The sequence below is a fragment of the Sporosarcina sp. FA15 genome (genome assembly GCF_051550195.1).
GTDB classification, from domain to species: domain Bacteria; phylum Bacillota; class Bacilli; order Bacillales_A; family Planococcaceae; genus Sporosarcina; species Sporosarcina psychrophila.
On record NZ_CP188818.1, the window covers coordinates 1459589 to 1485347 of the forward strand.

Sequence of the window (25759 nt, forward strand, 5' to 3'; positions counted from 1 at the left end):
AAATAAGGCTTACTTCTTCAATGCCTCATCTAGGATGCGGTTTTGTTCGATCTTGTGAGATTCGCCGTCACCTTCTGATGGGCTTGAACGATGAATTCGTCCAACATAGGATACTTTCTTACCATCCGCAACTTCGCGGATATAAGAATTTGCAAAATGCCATGACCCCATATTTTTCGGTTCTTCTTGTACCCAAACAAGTTCTTCGGCGTTTGGATAACGAGAAATGATATCACTAATTTTATCAGCTGGGAACGGGTAGAGCTGTTCCACACGGACGATATGCAGATGATCGAAGCCTTTGCCATCTTTCACACGTTCAGCAAGATCAATCGCCACTTTACCACTTGCAAATAGGATTTTCTCAACTTTATCAGTATTCTTGCCTGTTCCAGGTTGTTCAAGCACCGTTTGGAAGTGGCCTTCTGTCAAATCGTTGACATCAGCACCGACAAGCGGGTGACGAAGAAGCGATTTGGGTGACACAATAACAAGTGGACGCATCGATTTATCACCAAGCATTTTTGCTTGTCTGCGAAGTATATGGAAATAGTTCGCCGCGCTAGAAAGGTTAGCGACCGTCCAGTTATTTTCCGCACAAAGTTGCAGATAACGTTCAAGTCTTGCGCTTGAGTGTTCAGGTCCTTGCCCTTCATACGCATGCGGTAATAGCAAGACGAGTCCGGATTGCTGACCCCATTTAGAATAGCTTGAAGAGACGAACTGATCGAACATTACTTGTGCCATATTCGAAAAGTCTCCATATTGCGCTTCCCAAATTGATAATACTTTTTGGTCTTCTAAGTTATAGCCAAATTCATAACCGACAATTGCAGCTTCTGTCAATGGACTGTTATATGCGACGAATGATGCTTTCGAACCGCTAATATGGTGAAGTGGAACAAGTTCGTCACCTGTTTTTTCATCGTGAAGGACTACGTGGCGGTGCGCAAATGTACCACGTTGAACGTCCTGACCTGTCATACGGATTGGATTACCGTCTTGAAGGATTGCACCGAATGCTAGTGTTTCGGCATGTGCCCAATCGATTTTCCCTTTTCCGTTGAACGGATCTTCACGGCGTTTCAGGATTTTTCCAAGCTTCCCAAATACATTGAAGTTTTCAGGATAAATGAGTAACTCTTCATTGATGCGGCGAAGATTAGCTTCGTCCGTGCCAGTTTCAAGATCTCTTGGATACCCCGCAAGTACTTCTTCAGGCGTAGCGTTTGAAATCAATGTTTTTTCTGAAGTATGTTCTTTCACTTTGTCGTATGCTGCTTGCATCGTTGCAAAAACTGAAGCGTCCAGTTTCGTTACATCTTCTTCTGTCAAGATGTTCTCAGATGCAAGTTCAGATCCGTATAGTGCACGAACTGTAGGATGCTCATGGATTGAATGGTACATAACCGGATTCGTCACAAGAGGTTCATCCATTTCATTGTGTCCATAACGACGATAGCCAAGAAGATCAATCAGAATATCCTTGCTGAACTTTTGACGGTATTCGAATGCGAATGATGCAGCTGCGATAACTGATTCAGGGCTATCCGCATTGACGTGTAATACTGGAACTTCATAGCCTTTTGCAGGGTCTGAAGAATAATGTGTTGATCTAGAATCGTAATATTCAGTTGTGAATCCAATCATGTTATTCGCGATGACATGAATAGAACCACCTGTCTTGAATCCACGAACACGGCTATAGTTGAATGATTCTGGCACAATTCCTTGTCCTGGGAATGCTGCATCCCCGTGGATAAGTACTGCGTAAGCAGCATCTGTTTCTAGTACAGGAATACCCGGGTTATCCGTATTTTCCTGTGCAGCCCTTGTTTGTCCTGTAACAACAGGATTGACGACTTCCAAATGGGATGGGTTATACGCAAGGAAACGCTGCATGCCCGATTGCCCCTTGTATAAGGCACCCATATGGTATTTCACATCGCCGAACCAACCGCGTGTAGTTTCAAGTGAACCATCTGTTGGAAGGAATGGTTCTTCAGGAACACCCGCAAATTGTGCAAACATTGTTTCGTAAGGTTTATTTAAAATATGTGTAAGTACGTTTAGGCGACCACGGTGGGCCATCCCAATCAATACTTTTTTCATTTTTTGTTCTTCAGAAAGACGAACAAGTTCGTCAAGGAAGACAACTAATGTATCAAGACCTTCAATAGAGAACCGTTTCGCTCCGACGAAAGTCCGGTGGATGAATTTTTCAAACCCTTCAATTTTCGTCAATCGTTCGAGAAGTTCTTTTTTCTCATCTACAGATAGTGTAGCGGAAACATTCCCGTTTTCGATTTTAGATTGAATCCAGTTTCTTTCTTCTTCGTCAATAACATGATCGAACTCATAGGCGATTTTACCTGTATATAATGACTTCAAATAATTCACTGCTTCAAGCCCATCTTCTACACTTGCAGGAACATTTTTAAAGAAAAGAGATGCTGGCATTGCTTGTAAATCACTTTCTGTAAGTCCATAAGTGGAAAGTTCAAGACGTGTTGAATCTTTTGGACGATCGCTAAGCGGATAGATATCTGCTGCAAGATGTCCGTATGTACGGATGGCTGTTTGCAACTGATAGGCGGAGAATACTTTACCGAAATCGCCAGGAGCTACTGCCCCGACCGCTTTGTCTTGCTCTGTGTTGCTCATTGTAGGCGCACCAAAACGGCTGAACATCTCGGCAAGTTCAGCATCTATAGATTCAGGTGACGTTTTAAACAGTTCGTACATTTCCATTATATACCCAAGGTTCGGACCCGAAAAAGCAGCATAGGGGGAACGATGAGCGTCAGCATTGTTCGACATGTAAAATGACCTCCACATTTGCCAAAAGGCATATTGTGTTTATATTTTTTTATCCTCGTTAATTTTAACACGCAAACACTTTAACTTAAAGGGTTTAGCGTTAACTCTTTAACTTTATTACCGTCAACAAGAATACACTGGATTCTCATTACTTGCAACCATTCATTAACCCACCGAAAAACTGAGAATAGTCTCTTCCAGCTATTTTCGGTGTGACAGGATCATTTCAACCATTTCTTCCGGTATTTTGGGTGTTGCTACTTTCTTCATATTCCCGATCAAACTGTCTTTCTCATCTACAAAAGATGCGAATTCTTCGGATAGTGGGCGTAGCTCCACATCTTCCTCTTTCAATACATGTGCGAGTCCGAGCGATTTAAAATGATTGGCATTCAAAATCTGATCCCCTCTGCTTTTTGCAGCAGAAAGTGGAATAAGCAGCATCGGTTTACGTAATGCCAGTAATTCAAAGATTGCATTTGACCCAGCTCTAGAAACCGCAAAATCAGACGCCGCTAATAAATGTGGTAACCCTTCTGTTACGTATTCAAATTGTGTATAGCCGGGTGTACCTTCAAGCGTTTCATCTAGATTCCCTTTCCCGCAAAGATGAATAATATCGAAATCATGCAAAATGGCAGGTAAATCTTTTCGAACAGCATCGTTGAGTATTGAGGAACCCTGACTTCCGCCCATTATAATTTGGACAGGTTTCTCACCTGACAGGCCGGCAATGCGCAAGCCTTCTTCCCGAGTGCCATTGAACAACTCGGGTCTGATGATTGCACCGGAGCAAGTCGCTTTGCCAGCGGGTACATAATTTAGGGTTTGTTCGAACACTGTAAAAATATGATTTGAAAAAGGTAAAGCCATTTTGTTCGCAAGTCCTGGCGTTACGTCAGATTCGTGAATGACAACAGGTACTTTCGCCATTTTCGCCGCCAAGACGACAGGCACTGATACGAAACCGCCTTTGGAGAAAATTATTTCTGGTTTGACTTTCCTAATAACCGCTAACGCTTGTAGAACCCCCGCACCAACACGGAACGGATCTGTAAAGTTTTTCATAGAGAAATAGCGCCGCAGTTTACCACTTTGAATGGGATGATAGACAACTTCAGGATAACCATCGCCAATCAGTTCTTTTTCAATCCCTCGATGCGACCCAATGTAATGAATTTCATACCCTTTTTCGCTAAACACAGGGATAAGCGCTTCATTCACGGACACGTGTCCTGCCGTGCCGCCCCCTGTCAATAATATAACCGGCCGTTTCATGGGCCATTCACCTCTTCTATATTAAGAAATATATTGTAACTTAACTTTACCTCATTGCCATTATAGCAAAGGAGTCATGATATAATGATGTTTAATTGAAGAATAAAGGGTGATTTATTTGGAAACTGCAGTTCCACTGAAGAAAAAGCCGTTCAGATTGGCAACAATCGTCTTGCCAATCCTCGTTACACAAGTCGCTCTGTATATGATGACGTTCTTCGATATTCTTATGACAGGGCGATATGATACATACCATCTTGCCGGAGTTACTATTGGATCTTCTTTCTGGGTACCCGTTTATACAGGGCTTGCTGGAATTTTAATGGGGCTTACACCGATCATCGCTCAATACATCGGAGCACGCCTCCACGCGGAAGTCCGACCTTCCGTTCAACAAGGCCTTTACGTATCGGTCGCACTGGCTGCAATCGTCTTTGCCATTATTCTATTCGCAGTTGCACCTATACTAGAAGCAATGCCGCTCGAGGCTGAAGTACGCATTGTAGCAGCGGACTATTTGACAGGAATGAGTTTCGGCCTATTTCCCCTCTTTGCCTACACAGTGCTACGCTCATTTTTTGATGCGCTTGGAGCGACACGCGTTTCGATGTTCATCATTTTATTATCTGCCCCTATTAACATCTTCATAAACTATTTGCTTATTTACGGGAATTGGGGCTTTCCTGAACTTGGCGGAGCTGGGGCCGGATATGCATCCGGTATAACGTATTGGCTCGTATTCTTCATTGCTTGTTCTGTCGCGTGGAAGCATAAGCCCTTTAAGGAATACGCACTTTTCAAAGGATGGGAAAAGATTTCATTTAAAAAATGGAAAGTGATTTTATTCATTGGTGTGCCAATCGGGATTTCAATTTTTGTAGAGACAAGTATCTTTTCCGCCGTCACACTGATGATGAGTAACTATTCAACGGCTGTAATTTCCGCACACCAGATTGCGCTTAACTTCACTTCGTTGTTGTATATGTTGCCGCTAAGCATTTCGATGGGGGCGACAATACTTGTCGGTCAGGCCGTCGGTGCAGGACAGATGCGCGATGCTAAACAGTACAGTTATCTTGGTGTCGGGCTTGCCGTTGCGTTTAGCTTTGTGTCAATTGCTATTCTTCTCGTTTTCAGGGCGCCAATTGCTTCGCTTTATACAACAGACGGACAGATTATCGGATTGGCAACTCAGTTCTTCATCTACGCTGCACTGTTCCAATTATCTGATGCAATTCAGGCTCCGGTCCAAGGCGCCTTACGAGGCTATAAGGACGTCAATATGACATTCGTCATGGCGATTGTCTCCTATTGGGTCCTTGGTTTACCCATTGGTTATATGATGGCAACGTTTACTGAACTCGGACCATATGGCTACTGGGTTGGCCTTATTGCTGGATTGACAGTTGGCGCGATTACACTGACTGTACGGTTAATCTATATTCAGAAAAAGAAATTTATATAAACACTAAAACCCGTAATGCATTATGCATTGCGGGTTTTCACTAATTTAATATACCGGTTCTTAAAATCTCAGTTTTCACCTTGACGCTAATGGGCAGTTCGGAAAATGTGTCATTCCAATCCCCTTTTTCCCAAAGTGCGGGATGGAATGCACGGACTGGTCGTCCGAACCCTATAGCATCACTTTTAGCTGCCTGTAGTTTTTTAATCACTTTAGTAAAATCCTTTGTTAATTCCTTTGATAAGAAATCCTCAACTTCCTTTATTGTTTTCTTTTCATCTAGACTGTCATGCGGAAATTCCTCAACAGAAATTTTTAATTCATAGGTCGCATCGATCTTGTTATCTGAAATTTCCCAGTCCTTATTAATTCTTATCACCTCAACTGTAAGTGGACTCTCTGCCTTACCACTTTTCCACATATAAGAAAGCCGTGTATATTTGCCCTGTTTATTTCTTAACAAATTGAAAAGGACCGATTCCTCTTTATCTAAATTTTCTCCAGTATATTCCCTTTTATTAAACAACGCAGTACCGGCAATTTCGGGTATACCGCTTTCTTTCCCAATTTTAATATAGGGAAGTGCCAGAGATATATCTTTTTCAAAAAGTAGTCTACATACTTGTTGAATATCCACTTTAGGGACCAATGTATATCGGACCGCAGTATCAATCAGCTCTGAGTAATACATTGAAATATCATTCCCTAGATTCTCGTGCTGTTCAAAATAGGGAGCCAGTTCCCCTTCGACAATTGCCAAATGAGCGCTAAGTCGATTGCGTGGAGCTCTGTATAACGCATCGATATACTTATATAAGTCAGATTTAGCTGATTCCTCCGTTATAAGCAACACTTGAAGTTCAGCTATATCGAGCCCTTCCGTCGTATTCGTGTCGTTTTTCGCGTCAAGAACAGTGGCACCACTTCCTGTGATTGTTGTATAACTTATAGACCCATCTTCAAATATCGGAAACGCAAATTGAGCCTTGATCTTGCCCGGCTGGCCTTCAACTCCAAAAAGAGACACATTGGTTACATCCTTATAATGTTTTTCATCCCAGCAGCCGCTTAAAAACAATGAACAGACCAATAGGATTAGTAATCTCTTCATTTCCTTTTCCTCCTGTTCACGAGTATGACTATAGTTGGAACAACAATTATGAAAAACAAATGGAAATAGACGAGTGAATTTTGAATCATATCAACACGTTCTTTCGAATTTAAGAACAGCGGTAATATGACGAGCAGGATATGAAAAATAATCGTATTTCTTTTCCGGTGACCTTTCGCATGCAGCTGATGCACGTACATTGTAGTAAAGGCAAAAAGGGATATCGTGATGATACTCCACATCATCCACATATAAATGAAAAATAAATCAAGCCGTTCTACAAACGAGAAAGTTTGCGATTTCAAAATATACATGATTGGCTCAGGAATCCTTTCTATTTCCTTTAGCGGGAAATAGAGAAGGGTGATCAAGACCGTACTGAAAAAAAAGAACATCCATAGCATTTGATATATGAACAGTGGTAAGCCTTTAATTTTTTGTGTGCTATCTACATGCTTCCTAAAAAATAAAAACAGTTCAATACCAATGAATGTAAACTGCGAAGCGAGAATCCCTTTTAACAAATCTGAACCGTCTATCTTAGCTACAGGGAATAAATTCGTCCATACGAATTCAGGCCATGCGAGTAACAAGACAAAGTAAAAGATCGGTATCAGTGGGACGAGAATGACTGTTAGATTAATGACGGTTTCGGAACGACTTAAGTTTGCATACAACGATACGCCTACCATGATTGAAATGACGACGATCTGGGGCGTTTCAGGGAATGCCCATACCGCGAGCGTATAATCAATATAAGCAATGAAGGAGACGATAATAAGGAGCCAATAGCCTTTATATAGCCAAGATACAATCGGACCTGGCGTGAAGAATTTATAATTCCTTTCATATAACAGCAATAAAACATAATGAAAAATGCCTACTCCGATGAAAATAATCCATGCATCACGCCCTGTTACATTGATGAATGGCGTTTGAAAGGATAGAAAAACAGTGCCTGTTTGTATAACAAACAGAAATAAAAAAAACTGGATTCTTGACAATTTAAACGTCAACGGCCACCACCTTCTTTATTTGCACCATGCGTAAACGTTTTCTGTTGTTTTTTAAGACGAACATATGGTGACCTGAAGAAAGCATCTTTAAATTTCGACGGATCAAAAGGAACGATAGGCGTAAAATAGGGCTGTTTCAATGATGATACATTCATCAGATGGATGAAAAGCACAAGTGTACCAATTGCTATGCCGAAGAAGCCAAACAGCGAAGCGGCAAGCATAAATGGAAAACGAATAATTCGGATTGTCATATTCATTTCCCAAGAGGGAATGACAAAACTCGAAATGGCTGTCATCGCCACGACGATTACCATGAAATTCGATACGAGACCGGCATCAACAATTGCATTACCAATAACCAGACCACCGACAATCCCTATCGTTTGCCCAATTGGGGTGGGGAGACGGATAGCTGACTCCCGAATGAGCTCGATAAACAATTCTAAAATGAGCGCTTCATAAATAGGTCGATACGGAATTGCATTCACCGCCAGCTTCACTTGTTTACCTAATTCCAGTGGAATGATTTCAGAATGAAAACCGATGACAGCTATATAAAATGCAGGTAAAAAAATAGCCGTCACAAAACTTAATATGCGGAGAATCCGATAAAATGAACCCACTAGAACACGTGCATTATAATCATCTGGAGACTCATAAAAGGAAAAAAAATTGACCGGTGCTATCAGTGCGGTTGGAGAATTGTTCGAAAAAATCGCTATTTTCCCTTCCAGCAAATTTGCAACAACACGATCAGGTCGTTCCGTATTGAGAAATTGTGGAAACGGCGACCAAACGGAATCTTCTAAGTAATCCTCTATTTGACCTGTACTAATAACTTTATTCGACTTAATGTTCTCCAATCGTCTTTTCACATCGGCAACGACATTTTCATCCGCTATTGAGTCAATATATATATAATTAACAAGGGTTTGAGTATCATTCCCGATCCTCAGTGAATGGACGACGAGATCTGGAATCGCAAGCCGTTTGCGAATCAAGGACATATTTGCATCAAATCCCTCGACGAACCCTTCGTGCGGACCGCGGATAACATGTTCGTTTTCCGGTTCGTTAGGGCTGCGAACAGTAAACTTCGGCATCATGATTTGCAATAACAAATTTGTTTCAGGAAAAATAACGGCTACGAAACCTGAACTAATACTATGGGTAAGCATAGAAACGGAAAAAGCATGAACAGACGAGATTGCAGTTTTTCCCCAATCGGCAAGTCCGTCCGCTGCCCTTTTCCTGATTAGTTCAAGCTGTCGGTTCACTTCTGCCCCTTCAGTCATTGTAGTGAAATAACAAATGACAGCTGGACCATTCTGCCACTCCATTTCTTCAACATATAAATCGGAAGAATTATGAAATACCTTTTTTATGTATAAAATCAAACTGTCAGTCGATACAATGTCCCCCATCATGCTCACCTCCTAAGAAGAGTTTGAGCATGCCAGAAAACTTTTAAACATTTACTTGGAGAAATCCGTTTATAGGTACGACAGTTTAAGACAGTATGTACACGAAAATATAGTAGGAAAAAAGCTATCCTCCAAACCGAATTAGTATCAGTTTGGAGGATAGCTTTTAACTTTTCTTATTTTTGAATGAACTGTTGTGTCCAGTAGTTGCCGTTTTTGTCATAGCCAATGCCGATGTGTGTGAATCCAGGCGTTAAGATATTTTGTCTATGTCCTGGCGATTCCATCCATCCTTTTACAACTTCTTCAGCCGTACGTTGCCCCATAGCAATATTTTCCGCTGCCGATTTATACGTTATACCATTAGACTTCATTTGATCAAACGGTGAGCCGTATGTCGGGCTAGTATGTGAAAAGTATCCTTTTGAAGCCATATCTGTTGATTTTTGTCGTGCAGAGTTCATCAACTTCGCATCTGTTTGTAACGGTTGAAGACCAGCTTTTTGTCTTTCAACATTTGTAAGGTCAAGTACTGCTTTTTCAATCGCAGAAACAGATGCATCTGATGCTGTTTCAACAGGTTTAACTGGTGCTACTTCAGCAGGTTTTTCCGGTGCTGGCTTAACCGGTGTAGTTGCTTCCGGTGTTGGTACTGGATTAGTCGTAGCTGGTTTTTCTACCGGCTTGACTGTAACTGGCTTATTCACCGGCTTCTTGATTGGCTTGACTGTAACTGGCTTATTTACCTGTTTGTCAACAACCACTGTATTTTTTGTATAAGACTTCGCTAAACTGTAAAGTTGCTCAAAATTAATATTTTTTTCAAGCAATACCTTGTACATATCGGGTTGTTTGTCCCCCCCTATGTAACTTTGAATGTACTGTTGTGCTTTTTGCACCTGTACATTGTTGTCCAATTGTGAAGCTTCTACATTATTGTTGTTCGGCAGTAAGAGCGCCGAACCGAGCATGAGTACTGCAATCGATTTTTTCATCTCATTACTCCTCCCTTCGCAATCTATCATAACGCGTGGGAGATTTAGAATATCGGGTTTCTTTTCCAGTTCACCCAGTTCTTAAATAAATACCCTAGCAAAGGACCTCATATTCTATGGAAATGGATAAGTCTGGTCAACTATCTTTAATTTTCATCTAAAAAGGGGTTGACGGCCTTATAATTCAACGTTTCGATCCCTTCCCCGATGATTACAATACGGGCTTCCATCTTGACATATTCGGGGAGCCAGTTGACCATCCCATACGCATATTGAAATAAAAACGGATTTTTATAACCGCTAATAGGTACATAACCTTTCATCCGATAAACTGTATCAGGAAGGGATTTCACCCAATTCTCGAAATCTTCTTTCGTAACACTCTCAGTGAATGTAAGGAGTTTTGAAGAAAGCGGTAAGCCTTTTCCTGATATGATTTGCTTATCAGTCCCTTTTTTCGATGAACTTAAGGTTTTCTCAATGAAGGAGAATGCAACTTTTGCGCCCACCGTTTGTATAATTGGAGCAGATTCATTGAAACTCGATAGTTCAAATGTTACTTTCGCTACTTCCTCTTCAGTTAGAAGATCGACTTTATTCGCCAGTAGTAAATGAGCATGCCGAATTTGCTCCATGAATAAAGCGCGTACTTGCGGAGATAGCTTATCGCGTTCCAGCCAACGCTTCGAATCGGCAACCGTGACAATTCCTTTTATGTTAAGACGGTCTGCGAATAAAGGTGAGTAAATAGCGTCGAGTGCTTCCACTGGGTGTGCAGCACCCGTTGTTTCTATTAAGATGACATCGATATCATCGTTTTCTTCAAGCAGTCCCTGAAGCTGTGCCTCTGTTTTCTCTGAACCTGTACAACAGATACATCCATCTAGCAGTTCTTTAAGCGGAACTTCAGCTCCCCCTTCTACAGTATTTGAATCGAAAGGCAATGCTCCAAATTCATTCATTAATACAGCCGGTTTTTTTCCTTGTTCTTTCAATTGTGCAATTGTATGAAGTAACAGTGACGTTTTACCGCTTCCTAGAAAACCACTAAATAAGTAAACATCAATCATATGTACGCCTCTTTTCATTTTATTAGAAAAAGTCATAGCATCCTATCGGATTAGAACACGATGGACTAGATGGGTTGAAATAAAGAATTCCCTAGAATCCGCTTCAGCGCGAGGGGGTGTCTCTCGCCCTAAAACTAGCTAGATTAGCGCTATCTTAGGGCTGGGCTCCCCATGAAACACCCTTCGTTCAGCTTGTATAGACATTTAAAAAAGCGTCCGGCCGGATTAGGACTGGACGCTTTTTAGTTATTTCCCTACTTTTTCAAGCAGAACTTCTTTTGCTTTCATCAGCTGTGGATCGTCTTCTTGAATTTTCGTCCGAAGTTTTTCCATCAGACCGTAAGTTGTTTCTCCTAAGAGAATACCGTTCGTGTCCAGCGCTAAATCTTTTTGCAACTTTTTGACAGCCTGAGTTGTTTTTTCATCAAACATGCCATCAATTTCACCTGGTTCATACCCAACGGCTTTAAGCATTTCTTCCGCTGATTTAATGGAAGGTGAAAGCATGCCCACTTTCATTTCTATTGTTGGATCAAGAAACGGAAGCATTGCATAAGATGGATACGGCACTTCAATATCGGGCTTAATTCCTTCTTTATGAACCCAATTGCCATCAGGCGTCAGCCATTTTGCTGTAGTTAATTTTAAATTCGAGCCGTCAGGAAGATTTTTAGGTGATTGAACTGTTCCTTTACCGAATGTTTTCACACCAATAAGTGGCACATTGGCAGATTCTTTTAACGCACCTGCCAGTATTTCTGATGCCGAGGCACTACCGTCATCGATGACGAGCGTTACCGGAACTCCTATTTTTCTTTTTCCAGAGGCTGTAAAAATTTCTGGTTGTATACCTTTTTCTTTATACTGGAAAATGTTCTTTCCATTTTCCAAAAACAGATCGGATATTTTGATGGCTATGTCGAGTCTACCGCCTGGATTTTGGCGTACATCGACAACTAACCCTTTCATTCCTTTAGCTTCCATCTCATCAAGGGCAACAAGCAACTCATCGTATGTTCCTTCCGAGAAGCTTGTGAGGTGAATATGTGCAATTCCATCGTCAAGCATTTCAGCATAGACTGTTTCAATCGGTATAACGTCACGTTTGATTTTTACGTCTACTGGCTCAACTGCTTCTCCACGTTTAATGCTTAAAGTGACAGTTGTCCCTTTTTCTCCTCTAATTAGAAGAACCGCTTCTGATGATGACATTCCCTGTATACTTTCACCATCGACCGCAATGATAGTATCGTTCGGTAATATCCCTGCGCGTTCTGCGGGTGAATTTTTGATTGGAGAAACAACGTTGATGTATCCGTTTTTCTCTTGAATTTCAGCACCAATTCCTTCGAAACTTGACGAAATACTCTCGTTTAATTGTCGAGCTTCCTTCTGATTTAAATAATCGGAATACGGATCTCCTAGTGCATCAATCATCCCATTGATGGCACCATCGATGACAGCTGTTTCATCGATATCTTCGAAGTAATTCCCTTTCATTTCATCATAGGCATTATATAACTTTTCAAATTCTTTTCGGTCCTTTAGCGATTGCTTTTGTGGACTCACAACTTCGACAACTTTATCATCACCTGTTGTTAACACGAAAAACGTTATGGCGGCAGTGGCCAGTACAAGTCCGAATACAAGCATGACAAAAGAGAACGGTTTTAATTTTATATATCGGTTTGCCGGCGGTTGACTATTTGGTTCAATTTCTTGTCCGTGGCCATTATTCTCTTCCATCCCATTCCCCACTCTCTACTATTAATACAAAATTCAATTCAATCTTATCCAGCAGTAATGGCTTAGTGGCCCAACATCCTATGGACCTCCGAGCGGCTAACGCCTGGAGCTAGATACTATTCTAAGTCAAAAAAACGTATACTTTCTTACCTGCTAAAAAAGGACCGCTGTATAGTGGGCGGTCCTACTTCACGCTTATTCCTGAATTGCTGCTTCGAGCGCCACTTCAATCATGTCGTTGAATGTTGTTTGGCGCTCTTCTGATGATGTCGCCTCACCTGTTAAGAGGTGATCGCTCACAGTAAGAATTGCCAGTGCTTGGCGGCCAAATTTCGCAGCAAGTGTATACAAAGCTGCAGCTTCCATTTCAACAGCTAGGACGCCATACTGAGCCCATTTTTCATGTTGTGCATATTCATTATAGAAAACATCTTCTGTAAATACATTTCCGACCTTCAAATCAAGCCCCTTTTTAAGCCCAGCATTATACGATTTCAAAAGAAGATCGAAGTTTGCAGTCGGTGCATAGCTGATACCATTGAATATGATTTCGTTCATTTTAGAATCGGTCGAAGCACTTTGTGCGAGAATAACGTCACGTACATGAACGTCTTTCTGAATCGCACCACAAGTTCCGACACGGATTAGTTTTTGCACGTCGTATTCTTGCATCAATTCCGTTACATAAATAGAAATGGATGGAACACCCATACCTGTCCCTTGAACAGAAATTCGTTTTCCTTTGTATGTTCCCGTATAGCCGAACATATTCCGGACTTCGTTATATAGTGTTACATCTTCCAGAAATGTTTCGGCAATGTATTTTGCACGAAGCGGGTCGCCTGGAAGTAAAATCGTATCCGCGATGTCACCTTTTTTTGCATTGATATGTATACTCATACTAAATAGCCTCGCTTTCAAATTTTCTTTTTTAATCATACATTCAACTAATCCATTATGCAAAGAAGATGCAGGTGCAACTTATAAAAATCTCTCTTCATATAATAGAAACAATTCATCGAAAACGACGGATGGCATTTTAGCATCCGCCTTTTCTTCGATATATCGCGATAATGGGTCAAAAGATTTTTCTTCTTTTGGAAAACTCGAATCCTTAAACATATATTCCGCAAACGTTGATTTTAAATCATCCATCGCCCCACCACGGAAGGATAGGGCGAATCGATAAAAGGACCGATCCATCCGTTCATCTCCCTTCTCAGCTTCAATCAATTAAAATAGTTTCGAGTACTCTCCGAAGCCTTCTTTTTCAAGGTTGTCAATGGATACAAAGCGGAGTGCAGCTGAATTGATGCAATAACGCAATCCGTCTTCACCCGGTCCATCCGGAAATACATGACCGAGATGTGAATCCGCGGTTTTACTGCGCACTTCTACTCGTTTCATGCCGTGGGTTATGTCTGTTTTTTCTATTACTTCCATTGATTCAATCGGTTTCGTAAAGCTTGGCCATCCACAACCAGCATCATATTTATCTTTTGAACTAAAAAGTGGTTTTCCTGAAACGATATCGACATAAATCCCATCTTCATAATGGCTGTCGAATTCATTTCGAAACGGTGGTTCAGTCCCATTTTCCTGTGTGACGTGGTACTGTATTTCGGTTAATTTCTTCTTCAATTCTTCTGTCATGTTTCTTCACCCCAGTTGTCAGATTTGAATCGTTCACGGCCAGAGCCAGTTGCATATCTATTATAATGTGTCGGGTTTTTCATGTAATAATCTTGATGTCCTTCTTCAGCCGCGTAAAATGGCTTCGCAGGTATAATATCCGTTGCGATGGGTTTGTCAAACTTCCCAGAAGCATCTAGTTCAGCCTTTGTTTGCTCAGCGAGTTGTAGTTGTTCAGGTGTATGATAAAAAATGGCTGTCTGATAGGATTCACCCCGGTCAAAAAACTGGCCACCCGAATCAGTTGGGTCAATCTGTCTCCAAAAGATGTCAATCAGTTCGCGATAAGAAATAACTTCATCTTCAAAAGTAATTTGAATTGCTTCACGATGACCGGTCGCATTCGTACAAACCAGTTCATAAGACGGATTTTCGACATCGCCGCCCGTATAGCCAGAAATGACTGAATGGACACCTTCATATCGGTCAAACGGTTTCACCATACACCAAAAACAACCTCCTGCAAATGTGGCCAATGCTTTCGCCATTGTAAAACCTCCCTATTCTTTTGGAATTATAATTTCCAAGATAATCTCATCATCCGCCAAGTTAAATGTTTTTGCTTTTACTTGTAAATCACCTGATAACGGGATTGCAGAGAGATCGATGAACAGTTCTTCCTCCTTAGGACGAACAATCATCCAAGGGGGAAGCTTCACAGAATCCCTTAGTACTTTTAAAACAGTCGCAGGCGGGATGTTCAATTGTCCGATTTCCATCGACGATTGTTTTAATATTAGATTACCGTCTTCTCTAACAATTGGGTCAAAATGCATAATAACCGGCAATGTATAGGAAAACACCGTCATTTCTGAAAACAAGACCACATCATCTTCAACTTTCATCGTAACCGGAAGCGGCTCACCTTTTACTGCTTTTCGTATAAATGTGTTTGCAATACCTTCAAAATCTTCTTTTGTCGCCCTCACTGTTAAAACATGGTCCGCTTGATTCGAAACTTTCATTTCAGGAAGCGGAACCGACTCGGCGGAAGATCCAATAAGTACTATAACAGCTGCAAATGCTGCCGCAATAAGTCCTGCAAGTACAAAAAAACTAATTTTCCATCGATTCATGCGATCAGCTCCTACATTTCCAATTCCCCGTCCGATAGTTTTTGCAAGCCACATTCTTTCAGCTTTTCAAGGTAACGTTCCGCCATTGAGTCATAGCCCTTTGCATTCGGATGAAAGAAATCGGTGTGGTACACCATGTCTGTATTTGAATCAAACAAGTCCACAACTGGTACAAAGCATGACCTTCCGTCCATCATGGCACGAACTTCAATCGCTTCATTCCAGTCAGCAATAATATCTTCAAATTCATTTGTTTCATCCGTCACAATTGAAAACGGATTATAAAGACCTGCTACAATAATGATCGCATCGCCATTCAAGTCTCGGATAATACTAAATAATTCATCGAGCCTGTTTTCAAACTTACCGAGTTCAACGTAAAATGGTTCCGTCTGCAAATTGAATAGATTGGACTTAACGACTTTCATAATATCATTTCCGCCAATTGTCAAAAAGATTAAATCTGCCGTTTTCACAGAAGATTGAACTTCAGGGTCTACCAGTTTGTCGATGAGCTGGTCACTTCTTCGACCCCGCTTTGCCAAATTGGCCGCATCGACATCCTTAACCCCTTTCCATTCATCCATCTTGTTAGTTACTCGGCCAAAATAACCTTCTTTTTTCAGCTCATCCCCGACACCCTGGGTCAGTGAATCACCTAAACCAATCACATGGATATTTTTAGGAATGAAGTACCCTGGGATTGCCCACTCAGTAAATGCAATCTCTTGTCGATCAGAAAAAGCACCTGTTTTTTCGATTAGCGTTTGTTGACAGCCGGACAAAAATAATGAGAAGGCGACCACAATCAGAAATACTCTTCTCATACGTAGAGTTCCCCTTTTCTTCAATAAAGAATCATTTATTAATCTGCGTAATACATAAAACCTATCGCTCCCTCACCAGTATGCGTACTGATGATTGGAGCAGTAAATGTAAGTTTCACATCTTTTATGCCCGAGTCTTGTATCATTTTCTTCAATGGTTCACCCATTTTCAAACCATTGGCGTGTGAAATGCCGACTCCTCGAATAATCTTGCCAGCAGTCTCTTCTTTGAAAACTTTGAATAGATGGGCTACAACTTGTTTGTGACTGCGTGCTTTTGCGACGGGTGTATAGACGCCATCCTGCAAAGTCGCAATCGGTTTTATATTCAACAAGGAACCAATCATTGCTTTCCCTTTTCCGATACGGCCGCCTTTCACCAGATTATCAAGTGAATCGACAACAACGAAAAGCGTTGTATTATTACGGATTGAGTTCAACCGTTCAACGATCTCAGTAACTGACTTTCCTTGCTCGGCCAATTTCGCCGCTTCCATTACCTGAAACATCAACGCATGTGAGATGAACATCGAATCAATGACAGTAACTTTGGAATCCGTCATTTCAGCGGCTGCCTGTGCAGATTTCACAGTACCACTCATGCCACCAGTCATATGTATGGAGATGATTTCACTGCCATCCTCACCCAGCTTGTCATATAACTCCTTGAAAACACCTGCTGCCGGTTGGGAGCTTTTAGGCAATTCCTCAGAATTTCTCATCATAGTTAGAAATTCTTCGGGTTGTATATCTACACCATCGATATACGTTTTGCCATCAATTTGGATGGTTAGTGGAACAACATGTAGGCCATATTTTAGAATGTCCTCTTCTTTTAAATCGGCAGTTGAATCCGTGACGATATGGACTTTTTTCATAATGCGCACTCCCCTCGATTAGTAGCAGTTCTCAATAAATTTTAGTATAGTAAAAGGTAAGGAGGTTAAAATCATGACTGTTGCATTTGATTTTAAAAATGGACGAGAAGAGTTGTGGAATGCGATCACACACGGTATCGCACTACTTCTCAGTATACCCGCCCTTGTGTTTTTAGTACTTGACGCTGTTCGGCATGGCACAGCGATGCATGTGGTCAGCTACACCATTTTCGGTTTTTCTATGCTTCTCTTATTCCTTATGAGCACACTGTTGCATAGCATGCCAATAAAATTCAAACACTTGTTTTCCATACTGGATCACTCAGCCATCTATATTCTGATTGCAGGAACCTATACGCCGTTTCTCCTTGTCACTGTAAAAGGAGTACTAGGCTGGACACTGCTCAGTATCGTCTGGGGTCTGGCCATTGCAGGTATTCTATTCAAAGTTTTTTTCATTCATCGTTTTGAATTTGTTTCGCTTATCTTTTACATTGTTATGGGCTGGCTTATACTAATAGCCATCAAACCATTATACACCCATTTAACACTCGCTGGATTCGCGCTACTCGTTATAGGCGGTCTATTGTATACGTTTGGTTCGATTTTCTATGCGTGGAGAAAGATCCCGTACAACCATGCAATTTGGCATGTGTTTGTTATTGCGGGCAGTGCCTCAATGTATTTCTGCGTCCTCTTATATACATGAGGACGTTTTTTATTTGTCTTGACTCCAGTGCAAAACCTCTAGTCGCATCCGCTTTAGTTATTCCTTTTCGTACATGAGAAATGAATACGGAATTTCATCTTCTGTACTGTGTTCTTGCGAAGACGATATGAGCTTCCATTCAGGGCCATATGAAGGAAAAAAAGTATCCCCTTCGTATTGTTTTTGAATATACGTAATGTAGAGGCGATCCGCTATTACTAGTGCCGCATGGAATATTTCCGCACCACCGATAATCATCACTTCATCTGCATACTCTTCTGCTCTTGCAATCGCATCATTTAGATTGTGTACGACAACAGCACCCTCAGCTGTATATGCTTCATTTCGTGTAACGATAATGCTAAGCCGCCCAGGTAAAGGTCTACCGATTGACTCAAACGTTTTACGTCCCATTACCATCGCTTTTCCCATAGACACCTTTTTAAAGTAAGCAAGGTCCTCTGGAATATGCCAAGGCAAATCGTTGTTCATACCAATGACCCGGTTCGGATCATGGGCTACAAGTAGTGAAATCATGGAAATCCACCTTTCTTTAGACAGCAATTGGTGCTTTGATTTTTGGATGTGGTTCATAATTTTCAAGTTCGATGTCTTGCGTTTCTAATTCAAAAATCGATTTGCCTTCAATATTCAATTTTAATGTCGGAAGAGTTCGCGGTTCCCGAGTCAATTGCTCATTCACTTGATTGACATGATTCGCGTAAATATGAGCATCCCCCAATGTATGGACGAATTCGCCAACACCAAGTTCGCATTCATGTGCAATCAAATGAACCAGAAGTGCATAGGATGCAATATTAAATGGTACGCCAAGGAAGATGTCCGCACTTCGCTGGTAAAGCTGGCATGATAGCTTTCCATCTGCTACATAAAATTGGAACAACGCATGACACGGTGGCAAAGCCATATCTTCGACTTCAGAAGGGTTCCATGCAGTAACAATATGCCTGCGGGAATCGGGATTGTTTTTGATGCCTTCAATTAAATTGGCAATTTGATCAATCGATTGTTCTCCATTTGACCATGATCGCCACTGTTTACCATATACCGGTCCAAGATCTGCGTATGTCGCAGCAAATTCTTCATCTTCCACTACGCGTTTTTTGAATGCATCCATTTCAACTTTATAGACAGCCGCAAATTCTGGTTCTTTTGCAGCGCGACGTCCGAAGTCTCTCATATCTGGACCACTATATTCGGAACTTGTCACCCATTGTTCAAAAGCCCATTCATCCCAGATAGGATTTCGATCTTCAATAAGCGTTTTGACATTCGTATCGCCTTTTAAGAACCATAACAATTCAGATGAAATAAGACGGAAAGCCGTTTTTTTCGTTGTCATAAGGGGAAATCCTTCATTTAAATCGAAGCGCATCTGATAACCAAAGACACTGATTGTCCCTGTCCCTGTGCGATCTTCTTTTTTTTCACCTGTTTCAAGAACGTGTTTACATAATTCTAAATACTGTTTCATTAAAAAGCCTCCTTGCGCTAGTGTTCAGTATATCAAATAAGATCTAGCTATCATAATAAAAAACACAGCGCTGGCGTGGTTATTCTAAATAACCATGTCAGAACTGTGTTTTTCGTCCTTGATAACGAGAAGACTCTTGGATTACCCCATTGTTCATTACACTTATATGAATATTTACTCAAGTGAACTTCTAGCACAAACTAAACCCCTTTACCATTTGAGAACTCCAATGGTAAAGGGGTTTTAAAAAATCACATTGCGAGGCCTAGATGGCTATATTTTAATAACCCAAGCCTCTGCCTTTTTCAGTCATTTTGTGAGCAAGACGAATAATTGAAACTGCCAATTCTGCGTATGTCGCTTCTCTATCAGGATTAAATTGGTTTTGTTCTGTCTTTAACAACCCTAATGAGTTCGCCAAGGCAACATGACCAATGTATTCTGTTTGGACTTTATTTGCATCAGCAAAACTAAGTTTATAAATACTATTATCTTTAGCTGCTTGTTCAAGTCCTAGAACGCGTATATACCAAGCTGCTAATTCATCCCTTTTGATTGGAGAATCAAGTGAAAAACTTTGACTATCCGGCTTAATAATGCCCATTTCAACTGCCCGTTCAATCGATTGATATAACGGATGTTTCGGGTCTATATTCTCAAAAGTTTGGTTTTTGTTTTCTTTTTCAGAATAATAACCACCGTAATAAATATAAGTGAGTGAATTCATGATGACTTTTAGTGCTTCTCCTTTTGATACTGAGGCATCCCCATTAAAGTCTTTACTATCTTTTATCTCTAAGACTTTAGCATTGATAAGATAATTAAGTTCCTCTTCTGCCCAAGGATGTGAAATAACAGATGAATTTTTCTCACCAAACAGACTATTCCATTCTCCCGTGTTGGCATTTAAATAACTAAACGGATTTTCGTTAAATACAGGTAAATATACTAAATCATAATGATTTTCGTCTTCACTTTTCTCTTGTTTCATATAGGTAAGTTTTAGACTAAGTGCCTTTTTCAATAGAACTATTGCTTCTTCCTCAGAAATCACTTTATTAATCGTTGGCCATTGTTCAACTTCTTGATAATTGACATTAATGCTATTTAAGGAGCCATCAGCTGCTATGCCAACATTAATTTGATCACCTATCACAACAATGCCATTCTTAATTCTAGGGAAATTGAATTGATAGGCACCTAGTCTCTCTTCAAAATAGGGTTCTTCTACAGGCATAGCATAGTTGTGCAGAGAGGAAGGAGCCCATTCTTTCACATATTTTACTGCTTGCGCAAGGGCTTCCTTACTAGAAAGAGAGTCCTTTTTATTAGGTTTCTCTCCAATTTGCTCTAAAATCTGGCTTGTTATATCATTATATTGAATAATTTCTCCGGTATTTTTACTTATTTCCATACTTGTTCCGTGTCCGCCATTCTCATAATTATACATGTACTGAATACTAATTACTGCCTGTCCATTATAGTTTTCTATCTCATCGATAGATTGAATACTTAATTTAACCTTTTCAGAATTAATTTTAAGGAATTGCTCTGCAATTTTCTTTGCACCCTCTAAAGTCATTCCATCTTGTTTTGGCGGTAGTGGGTTAGCTATAACCTTTACAATCTTTGTCTCCTCAGGTAAATCTGCTGAGTACCCGTTTGCAGTTAACCACTTACCTGAAGAAGCATGAACTCCACGCAACTTTGTTGTTGGTTGGTAAACAAGTTGAACACTGCGATCACCCGTTTGATAATCATGATTAATTTGATATTGCAAATCGACTGAAAGATTTCCTTTTACTTTCTCTAAAGTTTCATTTTTATCTTTTATTTGTTTTATATCATCATAAGTTGATGAGTCCAACTTCTTAGAATCTCTGTAAAAATTAACGACTTCACCATTTCCAAGAACAGATACTTCTATTCTTTGATCAGAAATGGATATTTGATTTTTAGTACGAGAAAATGAGAATGAGTACCGAATTGGTTCTGTTAATATTTGTTGTGGAAAGTAGTTGAAGGGATCTGTTTCTAATTGATAATTCTCTCCATCAATAAATTCCCCAACAAAATCAACTGCTATTTTTCTAGCCTCTTCCTTTGAGGTCTTTGCGGGAAATAACGCTTCTGCTTCATTAGACGGTTGATAGTAAAATTGCTCAATTTCTAATTCCTCTCCAACAAATACAACACTACCATATAACTGCTTACCATTAATTGTCTTAGTGAACACTAAATCATAACGTAACTTATCGTCATTAGGATAAAAGTGACTGCCACCCATTTGAAAATCACTTTTCGTTAAGAAGTCAAACCGATTAGGAAAAAACTCATTAAACCTCTTTATTAAATCGTCTTTTGTGAAAACTGTTTCTGTTGAAGCAACCTGAATTTGTACTTTTCCAGGCTGCCCACTCACTGTGGTTGAAGCACCGGCAACAGACGCAAACATTCCAAAAGATAAAGCAGAAGAGCTTAATACAATACCAATTTTCTTTAAATTAACCAATATAACCCTCCTAATATCAGTAGTCCCTAAATCGTACATCTAACTCCATTAATTGTTAATTAATTCCGCATTTCATTTACTCTTTATTAAAATATCCCTACACTTCTTTAAACAGTACCGAAGTTTCAGGAGTAATTAACCATTATTAAAATAATATCTGAACAATTCCCCCCTTTGCGCACAGCTTGTATTAAAATTATTCAATCCTCCATTTCTATTGTTGATTTTAAACAATTAAATTTATTTTATGATTGCTACTAATATAATATACCTATTTTTTCCACCTATTTGATAACTAGAATGACCCAGGTATGCAATAATGTTCTTCTTATTCTTATTTGCGGGATATGATTAGTCCTGGATGTTATATGATCGGTTGGCTACGGGGTATGATTTGTCCTGGTGTTATATGATCGGTTGGCTACGGGGTATGATTGGTCCCAGTGTTATATGATCGGTTGGCTACGAGGTATGATCGGTCCCGGCGTTATATGATCGGTTGGCTACGAGGTATGATCGGTCCCGGCGTTATATGATCGGTCAGCTGCGAGGTATGATTGGTCCCAGTGTTATATGATCGGTTGGCTGCGGGACGTGATTGTTCATATACTATTCTCGTCAAAAATCAAAAAAAACATCGAAGATTTACCAATAAATCTAAAGGCGATAAGAGACTATTTATTAGTAGGTATTGTAATTAATTTTCTACAAGTACTACTCTTATGTAACTGTTCAAGATCATTATTGAACTGTTAGTGGTACTGTTTTTGAGTGCTTAAAGGGGATTGACATCAGAAAGTTGAATCATTCTTGTAATGATTTTTCGAGGTTGTGCTAGAAGGCCAGACTATGAAACAGTAGATTAGGGAATAAATATTAAGTATGTTTGCACCAATTGAAAAAGATGCTTGAGTACAAGATAACCAAATCAGAAAGATCGACTTCCCTGATAAGCAATCGACCTTTTAAGCTTAAATGCTACATGCGTGTAATAGTAGACATCACATCCGTTATGGGAGCTGCTGAAGTATTTTTTATTAAGAATTATATCCAAAAGAAATTATAAAAATCAATGAAAATAACGAAAAGATTATTAATAATCCGAAAATTATTATTGTTAGTGTAGCTAACGATTTAGGGATGTTGACACGTTTTTTCCAAATGGAACCTATTATTAATAAGCTTAGAAGCATTATGATTATAAAAATAGAAATAAATACATAACTTTGTTTAATTATAATCCATAGGTCCATTTTACATCTCCTTTGTCTCAAAATTCTTGAATGTCTTTGATCAGGATTAAAAGCCATGATTTCACATCTTGAATAGTCCTACTTCTGTGTCAATAATATTTATGAAATAAGATCTGCTCATCAATAGAAGGAATTTTAGGTGGCTATCTATAATCCCGCGACTAATACTATTTGTTTAACAAAAATATACTCCTCGTCCACCAAATATCCATCACTTTAGATGGAACATACAAATCATTAGATATTGTTTCTACTAATTAAGTTTTCGTAGAATAGCTACAAAGTTCAATTAATGTTCCATCAGTTGAGGCGGGATTAATATAAATGAGTCTTCTTCCACGTGCATTAGTACGTAATGTGTCCTCTAGAAAACGAACTCCATTTTCACTTGCCTCGAGTATTGCTTTGTCCAAATCGTCAACTCGATATGCAATATGATGCACTCCTTTTCCCCGTTGCTTTATAAACCTAGCCATTGGAGAGTTCTTGTTGGTTGGTGCGAGTAATTCAATTACTTTATCATTAGTTCTGACAACAGCAACGTGCACTTCAACGCCAGGTGTATCACTTGTATAACGGTCCTCTACTAATCCATTTAACACATTAAGATAAAAGGGAAGAGCATCATCAATACTTCTAACAGCTATTCCAACATGATCTAAAACATATTCCAATTTACTTCCTCCGTTCAATATTATTATCCTTAATAAAGACTTATTCTATTTAAGTTGAATTTATTATCATCCAAGTTTAATATATTTCTATTATAATTATTTGGGCACTAGTTTTAATATAAATTGAAATCCCCTTCTAATCCCACATTTAATTATACTGTATCTTTACTGGAAGAAGTAAAGATACAGTATAATTGTCCGAGTAATGCACTCATTAGTTTAAGTGCACCAATTCACATACTTAGTTGAATTCACTTAGAAGTTACAATTTGTTTCAAACTCATTTTCATTAAAACATCCCGATTCCTTAGTTACTATGCCAAGGAATCGGGATATTAATCTCAATATTTTCAATTACTAGCAAACATTTCCGTATTGCACTCTTAAATTATCTATATGAATCATGACTTGGATGAAACAAGTCTTCCTTTGCATTTCTCACAATTGAAAAGTGTTCAACATTGTAATGACCATGAAGTGTTTCATTATGGTGCTTTATTATTTGTTCTGCACTTAAAAAACCACTGTCTGTTGTTGAATGGGCATCACCAACTAATGTAACATCAAAACCATTAATAGTTGCTGTTCTGACTGCACTATCTATACAGTGTTGTGTTTTACAACCCATAATAACAATATGTTCAACCTCTTGCAATCTTAAATGATTGAGAAGTCCTGTCCCATAGAAGGAGTTAGTTGCAGTCTTATCGAAAAATTTTGTATCAGTAGGCACATTAATTTCATCGTGAACTTGAAACCCTTTACCTTTACCTTCAGCAACATCTAAATCCCTAACAAAGACAACTGGAACATCAGATTCCCATGCTTTTTCGATCAGAAAAATTTATATTCCTAATAAGTTGCTCTTTATTAAAAACTGCACTTTCTACTTGATTCCCATCAATTAATTCTTGTTGAGCATCAATAATTAACACTGCTTGATTCAAATGTTTTTCCCCTTTCAAGTGTCAGGTAACGCAATAAAATAAATTTATTTAGACGTATACCTCTTAGTATTTTTTTGTTATTAGTCATAATATCTACTCTTGAATTAGCTTTCAAAATCCTTAGATGATTTAATTTTAGCACAATTTCTTTTAATGATAAATGGATGATTTCCACACACTTATGAGCTTATACGGACAGATTGAAACGGAAGTGATTAACATCACACGCAGCTACCAATCCACAAAACAAATTATCGAATTTACACGCAGACTAGTACCTAACGGATTATCCCTTTCGAACGCGACGGCGAGCTACCCGCGCAGACACAATTGCTCGATCACACAGAACTCCACCGCAACATCGCATCAAAAGTCGTGGATTTACGAGATCTTGGCTATAATAGTATTGCCATAATATGCAAATCAGCTAAGGATAGTTAAAGTGCATATGAAGCCCTGTCTAACATTAATGAAATTATGCTCTTGAAGAACGGCTCCATTGAATATGAAAAAGGAGTTATTGTCATACCGTCGTATTTATCCAAAGGTATCGAATTCGACGCTGTCATCATTTATGACGCATCTGAGCTAGTATATGGTGATGAGGACCCTGCGTAGAGTTTTTTACACAGCCTGCACCAGGGCTATGCATTTTTTACAGCTATACAGTGTAGGTAAACCGAGCCCATTCTTGCGAAACGTTTTGCAAGAAAATTTTATCAAAGCTTGAATTAGTCGTAATTTTAACGATAAACACTTTGGGCAATT

General features: G+C 39.6%; 21 protein-coding genes and 2 pseudogenes. 3 read left to right on the plus strand and 20 right to left on the minus strand.

Going from position 1 to position 25759, the window contains the following annotated elements; all coding sequences use genetic code 11:
* Window positions 1-9 precede the first annotated feature (9 nt).
* Window positions 10-2820 carry a 2-oxoglutarate dehydrogenase E1 component gene (locus ACP8HG_RS07060; protein WP_438298416.1) on the minus strand — a complete coding sequence of 937 codons (2811 nt, stop codon included), beginning with the start codon at window positions 2818-2820 and terminating at the stop codon, window positions 10-12.
* 201 nt (window positions 2821-3021) lie between these two features.
* The gene (locus ACP8HG_RS07065; RefSeq protein WP_187044959.1) at window positions 3022-4098 is read right to left on the minus strand and encodes an undecaprenyldiphospho-muramoylpentapeptide beta-N-acetylglucosaminyltransferase; all 1077 of its coding nucleotides are present in this window, start codon (window positions 4096-4098) and stop codon (window positions 3022-3024) included.
* Window positions 4099-4216: 118 nt separating this feature from the next.
* On the opposite strand from ACP8HG_RS07065, the gene ACP8HG_RS07070 reads away from it, so the two are divergent.
* A complete protein-coding gene (locus tag ACP8HG_RS07070) occupies window positions 4217-5563 on the plus strand; it encodes an MATE family efflux transporter (protein ID WP_067209744.1) in 1347 nt (448 codons plus the stop codon).
* Between the two features lie 40 nt (window positions 5564-5603).
* On the opposite strand, the gene ACP8HG_RS07075 is transcribed toward ACP8HG_RS07070, so the two are convergent.
* The 13 genes from ACP8HG_RS07075 to ACP8HG_RS07135 form a co-directional block, all read right to left on the minus strand.
* Entirely contained in the window at window positions 5604-6674 is a 1071-nt protein-coding gene (locus ACP8HG_RS07075) for a Ger(x)C family spore germination protein (protein WP_187044960.1), read from the minus strand.
* Window positions 6671-7690: a GerAB/ArcD/ProY family transporter gene (locus ACP8HG_RS07080; protein ID WP_187044961.1), complete on the minus strand. Its 1020-nt coding sequence runs from the start codon at window positions 7688-7690 to the stop codon at window positions 6671-6673. The genes ACP8HG_RS07075 and ACP8HG_RS07080 overlap by 4 nt, the downstream gene beginning before the upstream one ends.
* Entirely contained in the window at window positions 7687-9117 is a 1431-nt protein-coding gene (locus tag ACP8HG_RS07085; protein WP_338656509.1) for a spore germination protein, read from the minus strand. The genes ACP8HG_RS07080 and ACP8HG_RS07085 overlap by 4 nt, the downstream gene beginning before the upstream one ends.
* A gap of 176 nt (window positions 9118-9293) precedes the next feature.
* Window positions 9294-10112, minus strand: a complete 819-nt coding sequence (locus ACP8HG_RS07090) for a CAP domain-containing protein (protein ID WP_399632548.1) — start codon at window positions 10110-10112, stop codon at window positions 9294-9296.
* Window positions 10113-10258: 146 nt separating this feature from the next.
* Window positions 10259-11182 (minus strand): CobW family GTP-binding protein, encoded by a 924-nt coding sequence (locus ACP8HG_RS07095; RefSeq protein ID WP_067209754.1) that lies wholly within the window; start codon window positions 11180-11182, stop codon window positions 10259-10261.
* Window positions 11183-11428: 246 nt separating this feature from the next.
* Complete coding sequence (locus ACP8HG_RS07100; RefSeq protein ID WP_067209755.1) at window positions 11429-12928, minus strand: S41 family peptidase; 1500 nt, start codon at window positions 12926-12928, stop codon at window positions 11429-11431.
* Window positions 12929-13123: 195 nt separating this feature from the next.
* Entirely contained in the window at window positions 13124-13828 is a 705-nt protein-coding gene (deoD, locus tag ACP8HG_RS07105; RefSeq protein WP_067213956.1) for a purine-nucleoside phosphorylase, read from the minus strand.
* Between the two features lie 81 nt (window positions 13829-13909).
* Window positions 13910-14131 (minus strand): YozE family protein, encoded by a 222-nt coding sequence (locus ACP8HG_RS07110; RefSeq protein ID WP_067213957.1) that lies wholly within the window; start codon window positions 14129-14131, stop codon window positions 13910-13912.
* A gap of 30 nt (window positions 14132-14161) precedes the next feature.
* A complete protein-coding gene (gene msrB, locus ACP8HG_RS07115) occupies window positions 14162-14581 on the minus strand; it encodes a peptide-methionine (R)-S-oxide reductase MsrB (RefSeq protein WP_067209758.1) in 420 nt (139 codons plus the stop codon).
* On the minus strand, window positions 14578-15108 hold the full coding sequence (msrA, locus tag ACP8HG_RS07120) for a peptide-methionine (S)-S-oxide reductase MsrA (protein ID WP_438298417.1): 531 nt from the start codon (window positions 15106-15108) through the stop codon (window positions 14578-14580). Before msrA ends, msrB begins: the two co-directional genes overlap by 4 nt.
* A 12-nt stretch (window positions 15109-15120) precedes the next feature.
* On the minus strand, window positions 15121-15696 hold the full coding sequence (locus tag ACP8HG_RS07125; RefSeq protein WP_067209763.1) for a YpmS family protein: 576 nt from the start codon (window positions 15694-15696) through the stop codon (window positions 15121-15123).
* Between the two features lie 11 nt (window positions 15697-15707).
* Entirely contained in the window at window positions 15708-16523 is an 816-nt protein-coding gene (locus ACP8HG_RS07130; protein ID WP_438298418.1) for a GDSL-type esterase/lipase family protein, read from the minus strand.
* A gap of 38 nt (window positions 16524-16561) precedes the next feature.
* Entirely contained in the window at window positions 16562-17401 is an 840-nt protein-coding gene (locus ACP8HG_RS07135; protein ID WP_438298419.1) for a DegV family protein, read from the minus strand.
* Window positions 17402-17474: 73 nt separating this feature from the next.
* On the opposite strand from ACP8HG_RS07135, the gene trhA reads away from it, so the two are divergent.
* Window positions 17475-18110, plus strand: coding sequence for a PAQR family membrane homeostasis protein TrhA (gene trhA, locus ACP8HG_RS07140; RefSeq protein WP_338656500.1), 636 nt, complete (start codon window positions 17475-17477; stop codon window positions 18108-18110).
* Window positions 18111-18167: 57 nt separating this feature from the next.
* On the opposite strand, the gene ACP8HG_RS07145 is transcribed toward trhA, so the two are convergent.
* The 5 genes and pseudogenes from ACP8HG_RS07145 to ACP8HG_RS07165 all read right to left on the minus strand — a co-directional run bounded on the left by ACP8HG_RS07145 (window position 18168) and on the right by ACP8HG_RS07165 (window position 24991).
* Window positions 18168-18647: a dihydrofolate reductase gene (locus ACP8HG_RS07145; protein WP_438298420.1), complete on the minus strand. Its 480-nt coding sequence runs from the start codon at window positions 18645-18647 to the stop codon at window positions 18168-18170.
* Between the two features lie 16 nt (window positions 18648-18663).
* Complete coding sequence (locus tag ACP8HG_RS07150) at window positions 18664-19605, minus strand: thymidylate synthase (protein ID WP_067209777.1); 942 nt, start codon at window positions 19603-19605, stop codon at window positions 18664-18666.
* Window positions 19606-19885: 280 nt separating this feature from the next.
* On the minus strand, window positions 19886-22117 hold the full coding sequence (locus ACP8HG_RS07155) for a YcdB/YcdC domain-containing protein (protein WP_187044972.1): 2232 nt from the start codon (window positions 22115-22117) through the stop codon (window positions 19886-19888).
* A 1510-nt stretch (window positions 22118-23627) separates the two neighbouring features.
* Window positions 23628-24044, minus strand: a complete 417-nt coding sequence (locus ACP8HG_RS07160) for a VOC family protein (protein ID WP_399632559.1) — start codon at window positions 24042-24044, stop codon at window positions 23628-23630.
* Between the two features lie 388 nt (window positions 24045-24432).
* Window positions 24433-24991: pseudogene (locus ACP8HG_RS07165) on the minus strand (cysteine hydrolase family protein).
* Between the two features lie 166 nt (window positions 24992-25157).
* On the opposite strand from ACP8HG_RS07165, the pseudogene ACP8HG_RS07170 reads away from it, so the two are divergent.
* A pseudogene (locus ACP8HG_RS07170) lies at window positions 25158-25721 on the plus strand (ATP-binding domain-containing protein); the annotation flags it as partial.
* Window positions 25722-25759 lie beyond the last annotated feature (38 nt).

Coding starts and splice junctions, on each gene's coding strand:
- ACP8HG_RS07135 (WP_438298419.1), bottom strand. CDS start 17,401: ATGAAAAAAGTCCATATCGTCACGGATTCAACTGCCGATTTAAAAGAA.
- ACP8HG_RS07085 (WP_338656509.1), bottom strand. CDS start 9,117: ATGGGGGACATTGTATCGACTGACAGTTTGATTTTATACATAAAAAAG.
- ACP8HG_RS07130 (WP_438298418.1), bottom strand. CDS start 16,523: ATGAGAAGAGTATTTCTGATTGTGGTCGCCTTCTCATTATTTTTGTCC.
- ACP8HG_RS07150 (WP_067209777.1), bottom strand. CDS start 19,605: ATGAAACAGTATTTAGAATTATGTAAACACGTTCTTGAAACAGGTGAA.
- ACP8HG_RS07145 (WP_438298420.1), bottom strand. CDS start 18,647: ATGATTTCACTACTTGTAGCCCATGATCCGAACCGGGTCATTGGTATG.
- ACP8HG_RS07095 (WP_067209754.1), bottom strand. CDS start 11,182: ATGATTGATGTTTACTTATTTAGTGGTTTTCTAGGAAGCGGTAAAACG.
- ACP8HG_RS07125 (WP_067209763.1), bottom strand. CDS start 15,696: ATGAATCGATGGAAAATTAGTTTTTTTGTACTTGCAGGACTTATTGCG.
- msrA (WP_438298417.1), bottom strand. CDS start 15,108: ATGGCGAAAGCATTGGCCACATTTGCAGGAGGTTGTTTTTGGTGTATG.
- ACP8HG_RS07090 (WP_399632548.1), bottom strand. CDS start 10,112: ATGAAAAAATCGATTGCAGTACTCATGCTCGGTTCGGCGCTCTTACTG.
- ACP8HG_RS07075 (WP_187044960.1), bottom strand. CDS start 6,674: ATGAAGAGATTACTAATCCTATTGGTCTGTTCATTGTTTTTAAGCGGC.
- msrB (WP_067209758.1), bottom strand. CDS start 14,581: ATGACAGAAGAATTGAAGAAGAAATTAACCGAAATACAGTACCACGTC.
- deoD (WP_067213956.1), bottom strand. CDS start 13,828: ATGAGTATACATATCAATGCAAAAAAAGGTGACATCGCGGATACGATT.
- trhA (WP_338656500.1), top strand. CDS start 17,475: ATGACTGTTGCATTTGATTTTAAAAATGGACGAGAAGAGTTGTGGAAT.
- ACP8HG_RS07110 (WP_067213957.1), bottom strand. CDS start 14,131: ATGGATCGGTCCTTTTATCGATTCGCCCTATCCTTCCGTGGTGGGGCG.
- ACP8HG_RS07100 (WP_067209755.1), bottom strand. CDS start 12,928: ATGGAAGAGAATAATGGCCACGGACAAGAAATTGAACCAAATAGTCAA.
- ACP8HG_RS07065 (WP_187044959.1), bottom strand. CDS start 4,098: ATGAAACGGCCGGTTATATTATTGACAGGGGGCGGCACGGCAGGACAC.
- ACP8HG_RS07060 (WP_438298416.1), bottom strand. CDS start 2,820: ATGTCGAACAATGCTGACGCTCATCGTTCCCCCTATGCTGCTTTTTCG.